General features: G+C 68.9%; 13 protein-coding genes. 5 read left to right on the plus strand and 8 right to left on the minus strand.

The genetic code is table 11. From position 1 onward, the window contains the following. Positions 1–20 precede the first annotated feature (20 nt). The gene (locus VKA86_08630) at positions 21–449 is read right to left on the minus strand and encodes an Hsp20/alpha crystallin family protein (GenBank protein HKK71270.1); all 429 of its coding nucleotides are present in this window, start codon (positions 447–449) and stop codon (positions 21–23) included. Between the two features lie 307 nt (positions 450–756). Between VKA86_08630 and VKA86_08635 the strand changes: the two genes are divergently transcribed. Both VKA86_08635 and VKA86_08640 read left to right on the plus strand, forming a co-directional pair. Then, positions 757–2,379, plus strand: a complete 1,623-nt coding sequence (locus VKA86_08635) for a hypothetical protein (GenBank protein ID HKK71271.1) — start codon at positions 757–759, stop codon at positions 2,377–2,379. Between the two features lie 14 nt (positions 2,380–2,393). Next, complete coding sequence (locus VKA86_08640; GenBank protein ID HKK71272.1) at positions 2,394–3,851, plus strand: flippase; 1,458 nt, start codon at positions 2,394–2,396, stop codon at positions 3,849–3,851. 28 nt (positions 3,852–3,879) lie between these two features. On the opposite strand, the gene VKA86_08645 is transcribed toward VKA86_08640, so the two are convergent. The 3 genes from VKA86_08645 to VKA86_08655 are packed head-to-tail and all read right to left on the minus strand — an operon-like array spanning position 3,880 to position 6,011. Beyond that, positions 3,880–4,653: a rhomboid family intramembrane serine protease gene (locus VKA86_08645; GenBank protein HKK71273.1), complete on the minus strand. Its 774-nt coding sequence runs from the start codon at positions 4,651–4,653 to the stop codon at positions 3,880–3,882. 3 nt (positions 4,654–4,656) lie between these two features. Continuing rightward, positions 4,657–5,271 carry a hypothetical protein gene (locus VKA86_08650; protein HKK71274.1) on the minus strand — a complete coding sequence of 205 codons (615 nt, stop codon included), beginning with the start codon at positions 5,269–5,271 and terminating at the stop codon, positions 4,657–4,659. Continuing rightward, positions 5,268–6,011, minus strand: a complete 744-nt coding sequence (locus tag VKA86_08655) for a TIGR04282 family arsenosugar biosynthesis glycosyltransferase (GenBank protein HKK71275.1) — start codon at positions 6,009–6,011, stop codon at positions 5,268–5,270. The genes VKA86_08650 and VKA86_08655 overlap by 4 nt, the downstream gene beginning before the upstream one ends. On the opposite strand from VKA86_08655, the gene VKA86_08660 reads away from it, so the two are divergent. Both VKA86_08660 and VKA86_08665 read left to right on the plus strand, forming a co-directional pair. After that, entirely contained in the window at positions 5,998–6,462 is a 465-nt protein-coding gene (locus tag VKA86_08660) for a Crp/Fnr family transcriptional regulator (GenBank protein HKK71276.1), read from the plus strand. The genes VKA86_08655 and VKA86_08660 overlap by 14 nt on opposite strands. Continuing rightward, on the plus strand, positions 6,459–7,196 hold the full coding sequence (locus VKA86_08665; protein HKK71277.1) for a glycosyltransferase family 2 protein: 738 nt from the start codon (positions 6,459–6,461) through the stop codon (positions 7,194–7,196). The genes VKA86_08660 and VKA86_08665 overlap by 4 nt, the downstream gene beginning before the upstream one ends. A 246-nt stretch (positions 7,197–7,442) precedes the next feature. Here the strand turns inward: VKA86_08665 and VKA86_08670 are convergent, their stop codons facing one another. Continuing rightward, a complete protein-coding gene (locus tag VKA86_08670; GenBank protein ID HKK71278.1) occupies positions 7,443–7,928 on the minus strand; it encodes a GyrI-like domain-containing protein in 486 nt (161 codons plus the stop codon). Between the two features lie 208 nt (positions 7,929–8,136). On the opposite strand from VKA86_08670, the gene VKA86_08675 reads away from it, so the two are divergent. Then, the gene (locus tag VKA86_08675; GenBank protein ID HKK71279.1) at positions 8,137–8,469 is read left to right on the plus strand and encodes a hypothetical protein; all 333 of its coding nucleotides are present in this window, start codon (positions 8,137–8,139) and stop codon (positions 8,467–8,469) included. Positions 8,470–8,564: 95 nt separating this feature from the next. Here the strand turns inward: VKA86_08675 and VKA86_08680 are convergent, their stop codons facing one another. From VKA86_08680 to VKA86_08690, 3 genes are all read right to left on the minus strand, one after another. Continuing rightward, entirely contained in the window at positions 8,565–9,524 is a 960-nt protein-coding gene (locus VKA86_08680; protein HKK71280.1) for a cyclic nucleotide-binding domain-containing protein, read from the minus strand. After that, on the minus strand, positions 9,517–12,294 hold the full coding sequence (locus VKA86_08685; protein HKK71281.1) for an Npt1/Npt2 family nucleotide transporter: 2,778 nt from the start codon (positions 12,292–12,294) through the stop codon (positions 9,517–9,519). The genes VKA86_08680 and VKA86_08685 overlap by 8 nt, the downstream gene beginning before the upstream one ends. Before the next feature lie 81 nt (positions 12,295–12,375). Further along, positions 12,376–13,416: an FAD-dependent oxidoreductase gene (locus VKA86_08690; GenBank protein HKK71282.1), complete on the minus strand. Its 1,041-nt coding sequence runs from the start codon at positions 13,414–13,416 to the stop codon at positions 12,376–12,378. Positions 13,417–13,455 lie beyond the last annotated feature (39 nt).

Genomic DNA, 13,455 nt, shown 5'->3' on the forward strand with positions numbered 1-13,455 from the left:
TCCCTCGTCGTTCCGTGTCGTTACGCGACGTTGATTCGACGCGGAAGAGCCTGCTCCTTCTTCGGCACGGTCAGCCGCAGCACGCCGTCGGCGAAGCGAGCCTCGATCTTGTCGGGTTCGACCTCGCGGCCCAGGGTGAAGCGGCGGACGAAGCGTGCAGACCCGGCACGTTCGAGGTGCACGCCGTGCAGATCCTCACCGTGCTCGCTCTTGCGCTCGCCCTCGATGCTCAGGACGTTGCGCTCGACCTCGACCTTCAGGTCGTCCTTGCGGATGCCCGGCAGGTCGGCCTCGAGTACGTAGTCCTTCTCGCTCTCGAAAACGTCGACCCGCGGTCGCAGGGTCACCGGCTCCTCGGTGTCGCCGTTGCGGTTGGCGGTCGGGGCATTGCCCCACATGCTGTTGAAGACTCGATCCATCTCGTCGAACTTGGTGATCAGGTGGTTCATCGAGGTTCCTCCGTCGTGGTCTCGAAACTGTCCTCGTGGCAGTTGCCGGGGCTCGATCCCCCGTGGTTCTCGTCTCGCTGCCTCCGCCCGACGCACAACCAAGTGCGATGCCAGGCTCCGACGTGGTGGTCCGAACGTGAGCAAGTCGTTGCAGAGCAGGGATTTGCGGTGTCGTCCACGAAGCCTTCGGGGCGAGGGTGCCTGCCAGCCGCCCCAGGGCCGACAGGGGATAGCTGCCAAAAGGGCAGTCTTGTCGCGGAGATTTCTGCCAGCCCTTCGGGGTACGTGGCAGATCGGAACGATTCTCGTGGCTGTCGCCCTCGTCGCCCTCGCCGCCGTGCCGGCGGCACGCGCCGCGACGGAACCGGGCGGAGTGATCGTCCGGGACGTTCGCATCGAGCGGTCGCCGATCTTCGACGAAGAGGACCAGGAGCGCTTCGGGTGGCTCCCCCTGTCCCTCGTCAACGATCTGCACGTCGACACCCGCCAGGGGGTGATCGAGCGGGAACTGTTGTTCGCCGAGGGCGAGCCGCTCGACCCGGAACACCTGCAGGAGAGTGAGCGAAAGCTGCGCGGCCTGGGGATCTTCACCGCGGTCGAGGTCGAGGCGCGGGCCGCTCCGGGTGACTCGGTGGACGTCGTGGTGCGCACCCAGGAGGTGTGGAGCACCTCCGTCGACGTCGGCTACGAGAGCTTCGAGGACGAGCGCGTCTGGAGCCTGTCGCTGAGCGAGCGCAATCTCCTGGGCACCGCTCGGCGTGTCGACCTGCAGCTCGACTCGGGGGTCGACCGGTCGAGCTGGGCGGTGGGGCTGAGCGATCCGCAGCTGTTCGACGGCAGATGGAACGGATCGGTGTCCTGGCGGGACGCCGACGACGGCAACGCCATCCAGTGGCGACTGGCGCGTCCCTATGTCTCACTGACCGACCGTGCCACGTTCGGTCTGTCGTTCTCCGACCGGACGGCCTCGCCGCGGTACTACATCGCCGACGGAGCCTACGTGCGTCCGCAGGGTGAGTTCACCGACGTGGGTGTCGAACTCGGTCATCGGGTCGGGACCACGGCGTCCCGCGTGTGGCGCGGCGTGGTCGGATTCCGCCTGCACAGCCAGGACCTGAGCTCGGAGGGAAGCCTCGCCATCGAGACCCCTCGCGGCACCCTCGACCGTCGCTACGAATTCCCCCGTGACGTTCCCGAGAACGAGTCGTGGCGCACGGTGTACCTGGGTGTTTCGCAACGCACGCGGATCTACGAAGAGCTGCGCTTCGTCCGGGGTATGGGCAAGGTCGAGGACATCGCCTTCGGACCGGAGTTCGACCTGCGTCTGGGCTGGACCACGCGCGCGCTCGGGAGTACCGAGAGCGGGCTGTGGGTCGATCTGCGCTCGTCGTGGTTCGGACGCAGTGGCCGTGGCTGGTTGCACGCCGCGTCGATCTCCTCGAGCGGCCTGGTCACGGGTGACGGCGGACGCGACCTGCGCGTCGTGGCCGACCTGCAGGGGTATCATCGTCTGCGCGACGGACTGACCTTCGCGAGTGGCTTCCGTGCCGGTGCGATCAGTCAGGCCGACCGGCATCAGGTGTTCTCGCTCGGACTCGAATCCGGGCTCCGTGCGGCGCGCTTCCGCGAGTTCAACGGCGACCGTCTGTTGCGGGCGAACATGGAGCTGCGCGCCGTCTACACACCCGGCCTGCTCGACACCTTCGTGCCGGGCGTGACGCTGTTCGCCGACACCGGTGTCGCCTGGTTCGAGGACGGGCGCGACTTCAGTCCCGAGGATCTGCGGGGCGCCTACGGCATCGGGCTGCGATTGGGCTTCGTACGCGCCGCCGACGATCTTCCCGTACGGCTCGACCTGGCCTGGCCCGCGCTCTACGATCTCGACCGCAGCAGCCCCGTGATCAGTGTGGGGACGGGCCAGGTCTTCTGAACGGGAGCGTGTCCTTGGCCAACGGCCGCACCATTGCCCGCAACAGCGCCTTCCTCGGGCTCGCCTTCGCGATCTCCAAACTCTTCTCGATCGGTCTGACGGCGATCGCCGGTCGTGTGCTCGGTGCCACCGGCTTCGGTCTGTACGCAACGGGCGCGGCACTGGTCGAGGTGGGGCGGATCGTCGGCGGTGCCGGCCTGGACTATCTGGTCGCGCGCGAGGTCGCGAGTGCGCCGGAGCGGGCCGACCGCGTGGCGCGTCACGCGGCTGCCCTGAAGCTGGCGGCCGGCGCGGTGATCTACCTCGCCCTGCTCGCCATCGTCGTGTGGATGGACTACCCGCGTCCGGTCCTCGGGGTGGTCCTGATCGTCGGGACCGCTCTGTTCCTCGAGAACCTGAGCGACACGCTCGACGCCGTGTTCCAGGGCGTCGAACGCATGCACGTGACGACGATCGCCTTCGCCACCAGCTCGGCCTTCGTGTTCGTGAGCGGTGCGGCGGCATTGCTGGGCGGGCTCGGCGTGCTCGGCTACGCCGCGTGCTTCGCCGCCGGATTCGTCGTGCGCTTCGCGGTCATGCTGCGCGCGGCCACGCGGGACGGCCTGGTGTCGTCGCGATGGCGGGGGCTCGAACGCGGCGAGTCGGTGCGTCAGCTTCGGGCGGCGGTTCCACTGCTCGGCGCCACGGTCCTGGCCGTGGTCTTCCATCGCATGGATCTGCTCATGCTCGGTCGCATGGAGGCTCCCGAGCAGGTCGGGCTGTACGCGGCGGCGGTCCGGATCGTCGACGTCGTGGTGCTCCTGCCGCGCATCCTGGCGACGGCCGTCTATCCGACCCTGCGCAAGCAGCTCGACGTCGACGCCACGCGGCTCGGTGCGATGGTCGCCGACGCCACCCGTGTCTCGCTGGTGTTGTGTTCGCTGGCGGGCCTCGCCGTGTGGTTCCTCGCCCCGGTGGCCCTTCGGTGGATTCCCGGACCCGAGTTCGTTCCCGCGACCGACGCCCTGCGCCTGCTCAGCTGGGGCATCGTCCTGCAGGGCGGCGCCCACATGATCGCCCGGCTGCTGCTGGCCATCGAGGCCGAGCGCGATTTCGCCCTGGTGGCCGGAGCGTCGCTGCTCGTGAACCTGGGGCTGAACCTGTGGTCGATCCCCCGCTTCGGGATCGAGGGCGCGGCCTTCGCCACCCTCGCCGCCTACGGCGTGAACCTCGCCCTGTACTTCGTGGTGGCGGCACGGCGCGGTCGTCGGATCCCTCTGGGTCGCTCCGTGATCGGGCCGATCGGTGCGGTGGTCGCGGCCTTCGCCGTCACGGTGTGGATGAGCGACGCCGCGTCGTGGGTCCAGGTCGCCACGGTGGCCGCTGGTTGGGCGATCGTCCTGGTCGGGCTGCGTGGCGTGCGCGGAATGGACCTCGATCGGATCCGCAAGTTGATCCGGCGCGACGCCGATGGTGCTTTCCGAGAGAGTTGAACGGGCCCGTCGGCGCTGCGCACGAACCTCAGCGGCGGTCGCCCGAATCGAACTGCCCCGGCAACTGACGCCACCGGGAACGCAGTCGTTCTCGGGCCACGGCACCGGGGAACAGCCAGCGCAGAGCCACGTAGCCTCCGACGAGCCCGCCGATGTGCGCCCAGTAGGCCACGCCCCCCGACTGTCCGGGCACCAACAGGCCGAACACACCACCGAGCACCTGTAGAGCCGTCCACACCGAGATCAACAACAGGGCCGGTACCTGCAGGAACTGCACGAAGAACCCCAGGAACAACAGCGAAGTGATCCGGGCCTTCGGGTAGAGCACGACGTAGGCACCCAGCATGCCGCTGACGGCACCGCTGGCTCCGATCACCGGCACGATCGAATCGGGATCGGTGGCCACGTGGGCGGCGAGGCCGACCAGGCCGGTGACGAGATAGAACCCCAGGAAGCGCACCGGGCCGAGGAAGTCCTCGACGTTGTTCCCGAAGATCCACAGGAAGTGCATGTTGAACAGCAGGTGCATCCAGCCACCGTGCAGGAACATCGACGTGACCGCGGTCAACGGCAGGAACGACGGTCCTTCCACGTGCACCAGGGGCATGCCCTGCACGCGTCCGACGAGATCCACGAGGCTGGTGAGTTCGTAGGGCGTCGCTCCCCAGCGCGCGATGAAGAAGCCCATTTCGGCGCCGGCGGCGAGTTCGCGCACGAACACCAGCAGGTTCAGCGCGATCAGACCCAGCGTGATCACGGGGAACCGCTCGGTCGGGTTGTGGTCGCGCAGCGGAACGATCATGGATCAGTCGAACCAGTTCGACACGCGATCCCAGAACGAGACCGATCGCTCCACGCGCAACGGCAGGGCATCGGCATTGCGCTTGGGCCAGACGTCGCCCTCGTTGCACAGCTGCACGCCGAGACCGTAGCGCTCGTGGGGCAGCGGCTCGACCGTGCCCTCGCGGAAGCGCGGATCGACGGCCACCTCGAAGTGCCCGAGGATCAGCGGCGCGTCCGGCGGCTGCCGATCGCAGCCCAGGAACAGGATCTCGGCGCCCTCGCCGAAGATGATCTCCTTCTCCTGCAGGCCCTCGAGTGGTTTCCACACCACCGGTCCGGCCGGCTCGAGGAAGTCGGCCATCTCGATGCGCAGCACCATGCCGCTGAACTCGATCGCCGGATCCCCGCGGATCCCGAGGTAGCAGGTGAAGGTGTCGTCGTCATCGTCCAGACGGATCGCGCGCGAGCTCCCCTCGGGATCGGCGTAGAGGCCGATCGTGTAGTCGCCGACGTCGGGGTCGGGATCGGAACCGAGGTTCTGTGCCGCCGCCCGGACCGGACCGAGTGCGGACACGAGGACCAGGAACACGAAGAAGAAGGACGCCACCGGGCGCTCGCGGTCGATTGCTTTGCTCATGACTCGGGCAGGTCGATGCCGGGACGGGGGTCGAGTTCGGGCCGGTCGCAACGGACGAGCCAATCCCGGGTGATCTTCGCGCGCCCTGGGTGCTCGCGCAAGCGGGTGACGAGCGAACGCAGGTCGTCGGGCGTGTCGACGTCGAACCAGCCGCGCGTCTCGGACCGCTCCAGGCCCAGGGCGTCGGCACGATTCCGCAGGGCTTCTCCCGTCCTCGGACTGCTCCACGGCAACGCGTCGAACAGCCCCGGCACGCGCCGACCCACGCCGATGCACCACACGCCCCCGTCGGCCGCGGAACCCAGGACCAGGTCGGCGCCGTGGGCGAGGGCATCCAGGGCGGAGCCGAGGTGCCCGGCCGGGAGGTCCGGACTGTCGGTCCCCACGATCAGCAGCGGCAGTTCCCCGCGCCCGTCGGCCTCGTCGACGGCTGCGCTCAACCGGTCGCCCAGGTCGCCCGCGGACTGCGGGCTGCGGTCGAGACGACCGGATCGCTGGGCCTGGCGCAGGGTCACGCGGAAGGGGGCCGATGCGTAGGTCTCGGGTCCCGACCCGTCGAGCCAAAGCCGGCAGTGGCGGGCAGCCGACCCGAGTGCGAGGTTCACGGTGTCCTCGACGAAGGCCTCGTACAGGGACGCGGCCCCGTCGGGGCCGAGCAAAGGGATCAGACGCGTCTTGGCGGTGCCGGGGCGCGGCGCCTTCGCGAAGATCCCGAGACAGGCATCGATGGGTGAGGTCATGCGCGAAACCGGGGAAGAGGGCACGGAACGTCGCGCCCTCCCATGGTACCGCAAGCGGGTCGACTCGCTGCTGAGAATCGCAGACGAGGCACGGGAACGCATGCACGCGGTCGCGCGGGTCCGCCGCCTGCCGCGCCGGGCCCAGGTCCTGAACGCCTTCGACGGCGCCGCCACCGTGTTCTGGATCGAGGACGGCCGGGTGCGGCTCTCGCGCTTCGAGGCCGACGGCTCGGAGACCGCGGTGGCCATCCTGGAGCGCGGCGAGGTCTTCGGGATCGACACCTCGGTGGGACCCGGTGAGGTGCGAGCGGCCACGGCCGAGGCCCTCGAGACGAGCACCGTCCTGGCCTTCGAGCCCTCCGACCTCCGTGCCCTGCAACGCGACGAACACCTTCGCGACGTGGTGTCGGCCCTGGCGCCTCCCTCGACGTCCACGGGAGCCGCAGCGTGAGTCGGATCTTCGTGGTGATCCCCGCTCTCGACGAGGAGGCTTCGATCGGTCACGTGCTCGAGCCCGTCGCCGACCGCCCGCGGGTCGAGGTCGTGGTGTGCGACAACGGGTCGACCGATGCCACGGCCGACGTCGCCCGCGCGCACGGAGCCACGGTCGTCCGCGACGAGCGACGGGGCTACGGCCAGGCCTGTCTGACGGCGCTGGCCGAGGTCCGCTCCCGCGGGCCCGCCGCCGACGACGTGGTCTGCTTCCTCGACGCCGACTTCAGCGACGATCCCACCCAGCTGCCCGAGATCGTCGGACCCGTCGAACGCGGCGAGGCCGACATGGTGATCGGTTCCCGTGTGCTCGGCCGTCGTGAGGCGGGTGCCCTGCTGCCCCAGGCCCGCTGGGGGAACTGGTTGGCCACCCGGGCCATCGCGTGGATCACCGGTGTCCGCTTCACCGATCTCGGCCCGTTCCGCGCCATCCGCTGGTCGACGCTCGAGGCCGCCGCGATGGAGGACCGGGCCTATGGCTGGACGGTCGAGATGCAGCTCAAGGTGGCGGCCGCAGGCGCGCGCTGTATCGAGGTTCCGGCCCACTACCGCAAGCGCATCGGCCGCAGCAAGGTCACGGGGACCATCCGCGGAACGGTCCTGGCCAGCGTGACCATTCTGTCGATCCTCGGCCGGTGGGCGTGGCACCATACGCGGGGCCGCGGTCGTCTGGTCACCGACACACCGTCCTGACGCATCCACGGCACGCGATCGCGTCTTGCCAATCCTGTGCGATGGAACTAAACCTCGCCCGACCGATTCGGTCGTCGAAGCTTCGTCCAGAGAGGCGAAGCCCCGGCCGCGACTCGCTCGATGGGGACGGAGCCCTTGGTCAGAAGATTGATCGGTTTCACCGGAGTCCTGTTCACGCTGATCCTGCTCGGGATCGGTCTCTCCGCGCTCTGAGTCGGGGCGCGGAGCCGCGACGGATCGCTCCGGTCAGCGAATCGCCCAACGTACCACCGTGCGCCACTGGCTCTCGTCGGGCTCCCAGGCCGGGTCGGTGAGATAGATCTCCCACGGGGCGCCGCTCGGCTCCATCCCGTTCTGCATCATGTGCACCTGCAGGGCCAGGTAGGCGGTCGACAGCGTGTCGAGCTTGCCCTGGTGCACCGTGGTCGCGACGCGACCACCCGGAAGGGTCCCGGCCTTGACCGGATCCTCGGCCTCGACCTCGTCCTCCACCGGAAAGCCGCAGATGAGCCGCCACGGCGTGGGCGGAGGGATCTCGTCGTCCAGACGCTGGATCTGCGGCACGACACAGATCGGCGGCCCGGCCGGTATGACCCCGGCCGTGTCCAGGAGACTCCACACCTCGGTGAGGGTCTGTTCGACCCGGGTCTCGAATTCATCGGGCATGCACTCGAACTCGAAGCCCACGTAGGGCTGTTCGATGCCTTCCTCGACTTCGACCTGGTACTCCACTTGACCGCCTCGGAGGTCTGCGCGCTGGCCGCCGTGTCCGGCGCGGATCGCGAAGCCTAACACGCATCTTTGCCGGCTTGAATGCCGCGTTGTCGGTGCGGAGTGATGGAAAAGCATCAGGGTCCGGAATCGGTATATCAATTACCTTTTGCTATGGAATGGATCGGGGTACCGTGTCCGCGATTCGCCACTTGCCAAGGAGGAAGCCATGCGACGCGCCTCACGACGGCCGGGCGAACGTCCGGCGTACGAACGCCGTACAGAACTGCGGATGAGCACCGCGCTGCGTGGTGGTTCGGTCTCCGAGGTCGAGGCCACGTGCCAGCGCATCGCCGACTACCTGATCGAAGTGTCCCGTGATCAGGAACTCGAGCCGGCGCTGCACGCGTTCCTTCGCGCCTTCGATCTCGGGTGCAAGAGACTCGATCCCGAAGCGCGCGCGCGCAGCGAGCAGGTCTACGAGTCGGTCTACCGTCACGGGTTGGCCGCCTCCGAGGGGCGGACTCCTCGCGAGGGCTGCGATCCCTACTTCTGGGGGTGACTCCTCCGACTCCGGTCGATCCCGAACGGGGCGGGGGTTCCCGTCCCGCTCCAGCGCCCTCCGGATCGAACGGGGGGCGCGTTCTCGTGTCCGGTTCACGGAGACGAGATCGTCATCGACGCGGGTGCGCCCTGCACGCTGCGTTCGGCCAGGGTCTCCACGGCCTTCATCGCCCCCGCGGCGACGGCGGCGAGGAAATCCATGGCCACGTCGAAGTCGTCCTCGAGCACGTCGAAGAGCGCTTCGTGATTCCCGCGCAACGTCGTGACGTCGGTCCGGGCCACGGGGGTGTACCAGCGCTCTCCCCGGGCCAGGGTCTCGAGGTTCCCCAGCGGGTAGCCGCGTCCTGCTTCGAAGGTGCCGCCGTCGGGAAGACGGCACTCGACCTCGCCCTCGAGGATCACGAGCAGATGATCGGCCGTCTCGCCGGGCCGCCACAACTCGGTTCCACCGGTCCAGCGTTCCTGCCGCATGGACGTCGCCATCAGCATGAGCGCCTCGAGCCCCAGGTTGCGGAAGATGTTCCCGCGTCTCAACAGCACGAGGCGTTCGACCGCGTCGAGCGATCGCTTCGGCAGGCTGACGGCCTCGCCGGTCCACGGCACACGGCTCGATCCCGCCACGATCCGCGGCATGATCTGCAGATGGTACGACGCCACGTTGCGCAGCAGGTTCTGCAGCAGACGGAAGTTCTCCTCGAGCGCGGCCACGATGGCATCGAGTTCGAACACGAGCGCGACGCCCTCCGTCGCCGCCCGCGCCTCGAAGTTCGGTTCCACCCGCGAGAGCGCGGGGATGATTCCCACGTTCTCACCGCTGCCGCACGAGACGATCTCCCGGCCGTGGCTGAACACGGCGACCTGGCCGCTCACGATCACGAAGAAGCGATCGACGGGTTCGCCCTCGCGCAGTACCAGGTCACCTCGACGCAACACGACCTCTTCGGCCTGGCGCGAGAGCGCGGTCAGGTCGCGGGTCGCGATGCCCTGCAACTGCGGAAGCGTACGCAGGTAGAGCAGGCGATCGATCGGTCCGACGAAGCGTGGATCACTCATGTCCGAGCAACTCCGTCTCGGGTTGATCGAGCAGTACCAGCGCGCGGGCCACGACCTGCTGTTGCACCAGGGGCGGCTCGTCGCGCAGGGCCAGGAGGGCGTCGCGGAACGACGTGAGCCCCAGTTCACCGATGTGGTGGATCGTGATGCACCGCATGCCCAGGCTTCCCTGTTCCAGGAACGACGCGAGCGTTTCCTCGTAGGTCCACGGACGCGGCGTGTAGAAGGCCAGACCGCGGCGGAGCCGCTCGTCGTCGGGAAGGTCGTCGACGAAGCCGAGCAGTCCGTCGCGGAGCGGAGCCTCGAGTGTGGCCGCGATCAACTCGTGCGCACTGGCGTGGTCCTCGGCCCGGTCACTCTCCAGGCCGTTGTAGATTCGTAGCCAGTCCTCTTCGGGCAACAGCAGATCGAGCAGACGGAACATCCGTTCGCGGGCGTGCGCCTCCTTGTGCTCGAGCGTGTGCAGCAGCAGTTCGTGGACCGCCGTCGCCCGCCGGGGGGCGGTGCGGGCTCCCTCGCGCAGGGCGGCACGCCAGTCGAGCAATCGGAACGCGCCCGACAGTGTCAGCTCGAGCGCCTTGCGCAGCGTGTGTCCGTCGAGTCGCAGATCGCGGTCGAGTCGGCGCAGCGACCCCAGTCCCCGCAGGATCTTGAACCGCACCAGGCCGTCGCGGACGGTCAGCAGATGGCGCATGAGCACCGACGCGGCGGACTCCGGATCGAAGCGGGAGATGGTGCGAGGTACGTGGCGGCGGACGTTCTGGGCCCTGGTCTCGTCACCCAGGGCACGGTCGAGGGCTTCGAGGGCCGGATCGCCGATCGAGACGAGGGCGGCGCGGGCTTCGCTCCGGACGTCGCGTACCGGGAGCATGGCGATCAGAGGTTCGATGAACTCCTCGCTCCCGACCGCGCGCATGGCGATCGCCGTCTCGCGGCGGACCTCGCGGTCCTGCTTCTGTGCGAACTCGATCAGCAACGAGGTGTGGATGGGATCGGGCTGGTCCTGGATCGAGAGCACGAGTGCCCGCGCTTCGACGTCGTCGGCGTCCTTGGCGATGTTCCGCAGGACGGTAGCCGCGTCGTCGCCCTTGATCCAGCCCGCGGCCACCAGGGTGACCAGGGCCGTGGCCCGCACGACGGGCGAGGGATCGTCGAGGTAGGCGGAGAGTTGGCGATTCACGTCGGGGGCGAGGATCGCACGTGCTCGCAGGACACCGCCACGAATGGCTGCGTCCTCGTGGTCGGCGATACGCTCGAGGATCGGGAGGGCCTCCTGGCGTCGCGTACGCGCGAAGAGGTGCAGGGCGCGGGTGACCACCGTCTTCGACGGGTGGTACAGGATCAACGCGGGGATGAGGTGCACGCGGTCCTGTTCGGCCAGCATGTCCATCGCCGCGACGACCTCCGAGTCGTTCACGCTGTTCAGACGTTCGATCAGTTTCTCGAGCGAGGCCAGGTCGAGCTCGGGGAATTCGACCTCCGACAACACGTCGCGTTCGCTGAGGGTCGTACGGAACAGGTCGAGGTAGTGCCGGCGGATGTCGCGGGCGAGGCGGATCCACGACACGCTCAGCGCGATCACGCCGGCGGCGAGGACCATCTCCGAGCCCGGGAGCGCGACGGCCACCAGGATCACCAGCGAGGCGACCGCCTGTCCCCCCCGCTGGCCGAGCACGTCGACGAAGGTCTTCACCTGCTCGCGGACGGTGCGCGAGAGCGGCACGTAGAGCGTCTCGATCGAGGTGCGGTGCAGCGAATGGCGCAGCGACCCGTCGACCACCTTCAGCACCAACGCCGGCACCAGCAGGATCAACGGCGAGATCGTGTAGACGATCATCAACAGGCCCGCCCCGACCACCAGCAGCGCCGGGGTCAGACCCAGCACCCGGTTCAACCCGAAGCTCCGGAGCAGGACGCTCACCAGCGTCAACTGGAACAGCAGCGACAGCAGGTTGAGCCCCAGGTAGGTGGTCGCGAAGAAGCTCGCCAGATCGGAGCCTTCGAGCTGACTGGCCACGATGCTCTTGAACAGGTAGTCGGCGAAGGTCAGCGCGATCGTCGACACCACGACGAGCCCCAGCAGTCTCTTCACGTAGGGGCGGTGCAGGATCGTGCGCGTGGCCTGTTTCCAGTGCAGCGCATGCGAGGGGTGGCGGTGTTCGGCGTCGCGTCCGCGGGCCTCCTCCGCGGTGCGCAGGAGGGCCATGGGCAGCAGGCCGGTCAGGCCGAGGATCCCCGACGCGACCAGCAGGAAGTGGCGCGGCTCGACGATCTCGCTCAGACCGCGCGCCAGGCCCGACCCCACGATCGCTCCCAACACGCTCCCCGCGCCGATGATCGCGAACACGCGCTTGGCCTGGGTGACGGTGAAGACGTCCTCGACCACCAGCCAGAAACGCGTCACGACCATGGTCGCGAAGACACCCGCCCACACGTACAGCACGTACAGGACCCACGGTGGGGGCGCGGCTCCGAGCAGGGCCCACAGTCCGGCCGTCACCACCGCCGAGCCCAGGACCAGGACCGCCAGCACCAGACGGTTGCTGCGCGCGATCGGATACCGGGCCTGCCATTGCATGAGCCCGATCGAGGCCAGCGCGATCAGCAGGTAGACCCAGGGGAGCTGCGACGCGGGGAGTCGACCGAGGAACAGCGCGTCGCGCGCGGTCTCGAGCAACGCGTGACCGGCCAGGATGCCGAAGAGCGTGATCGTCGCCCCGAACACGAGACGGCGTTCCGCGGGACGGACCGTCGCCTTCAGTTGGATCATCGAGGGCCTCGTGGGCAGGGAACTCGTCGCCGGGTCACGTCCGAAAGTCTAGGTCTTCGCACGTCGGGCGCGAGGGGGGGCTCAGGCCACGTCCTCGCGGTCGAGCCGGATCCGACGGGCCGCGGTCCAACCGCTCAGGAAGGCTCCTTCGACCCGGGCTCCCGCCGGACAGCCGTCGCCGGCCACGGCGAGTTGCCAGTCCTCGTCCCACAGACAGGGTTCCTCGGCCGACATCGTCGGCAGGGCGTAGCGCCAGCGATGCGCCCGGACCAGGTCGGGGGTCGGGAGTTCGTGCCCGATCGCCTCGGACAGGGCCACGAGGAGGGCGTCGGCCACGTCCTCCGGCGTGTCCTCGAGATGGGCGTAGGACCACTCGGGGGAGCCGTGCAGGACCCACGATTCGCCCGGTGCTCCGTCCGGATTGCGTCCGGGCTTCGAGTCGTTGTCGGCGATCCAGCTCAGCGGGGAGCGGTCGACGAAGGCTCCACCGTAGTCCTGTTCGAGCGAGCGTGGGAAGTGGACCATGACCGTCCAGCAGGGGGCGTAGCGCATGGCGCGCAGCCGGTTGCGAAGTGGCGCCTCGTCGGGGAGCAGGGCCAGGGCCTGCGCGGCCGGAGCGGTGATCACCAGGGCTGCGCCCCGGGCGAGCTCGGCGTCTTCCTCGTCCACGAGGATCCAGGTGTCGTCCTCGCGGCGGCAGGTGTGGACACGGGTCGAGTAGAGGGTGCGCACGGGCTCGGCCAGCGCACGGGCCAGACCGTTCATGCCGGGCTGGCAGACGTAGCGTTCGGTGTTCTCGCTGCGCGCCCGGATGGTTCCGGATTCGATCGAGACGATCGAGGTGTCCCAGGTCCGGACCACCGGCTCGTCACCCTCGCGAAAGGGCGCGAGGAACCGTGCGAACTCGGGGTCGCGCACGGTGAAGTACTGGGCTCCGTGATCGAAGGTCAGGTCGTGCTCGCCCAGGGTCTCGCGGCGGGTCGACTGTCGGCCGCCCGGGCCCCGTCCCTTCTCGAGCACGGTCACGTCGATCCCGTGGGTCTGCAGGCGGTGCGCGCAGATCAGGCCGGCGAGGCCGGCACCGACCACCAGCACCCGATCCGGAGCTCCCTCGGAGCCCATGACATCCTCCCCGACACGTGGCTGGGCGCGCGTCTCGGC

Source organism: Candidatus Krumholzibacteriia bacterium (assembly GCA_035268685.1).
Taxonomy (GTDB): domain Bacteria; phylum Krumholzibacteriota; class Krumholzibacteriia; order JAJRXK01; family JAJRXK01; genus JAJRXK01.

Excerpts from the sequence above, each read along its gene's own strand:
- VKA86_08630 (HKK71270.1), bottom strand. The coding sequence starts at position 449 with ATGAACCACCTGATCACCAAGTTCGACGAGATGGATCGAGTCTTCAAC.
- VKA86_08645 (HKK71273.1), bottom strand. The coding sequence starts at position 4,653 with ATGATCGTTCCGCTGCGCGACCACAACCCGACCGAGCGGTTCCCCGTG.
- VKA86_08650 (HKK71274.1), bottom strand. The coding sequence starts at position 5,271 with ATGAGCAAAGCAATCGACCGCGAGCGCCCGGTGGCGTCCTTCTTCTTC.
- VKA86_08660 (HKK71276.1), top strand. The coding sequence starts at position 5,998 with ATGGGTGAGGTCATGCGCGAAACCGGGGAAGAGGGCACGGAACGTCGC.
- VKA86_08655 (HKK71275.1), bottom strand. The coding sequence starts at position 6,011 with ATGACCTCACCCATCGATGCCTGTCTCGGGATCTTCGCGAAGGCGCCG.
- VKA86_08675 (HKK71279.1), top strand. The coding sequence starts at position 8,137 with ATGCGACGCGCCTCACGACGGCCGGGCGAACGTCCGGCGTACGAACGC.
- VKA86_08680 (HKK71280.1), bottom strand. The coding sequence starts at position 9,524 with ATGAGTGATCCACGCTTCGTCGGACCGATCGATCGCCTGCTCTACCTG.
- VKA86_08685 (HKK71281.1), bottom strand. The coding sequence starts at position 12,294 with ATGATCCAACTGAAGGCGACGGTCCGTCCCGCGGAACGCCGTCTCGTG.
- VKA86_08690 (HKK71282.1), bottom strand. The coding sequence starts at position 13,416 with ATGGGCTCCGAGGGAGCTCCGGATCGGGTGCTGGTGGTCGGTGCCGGC.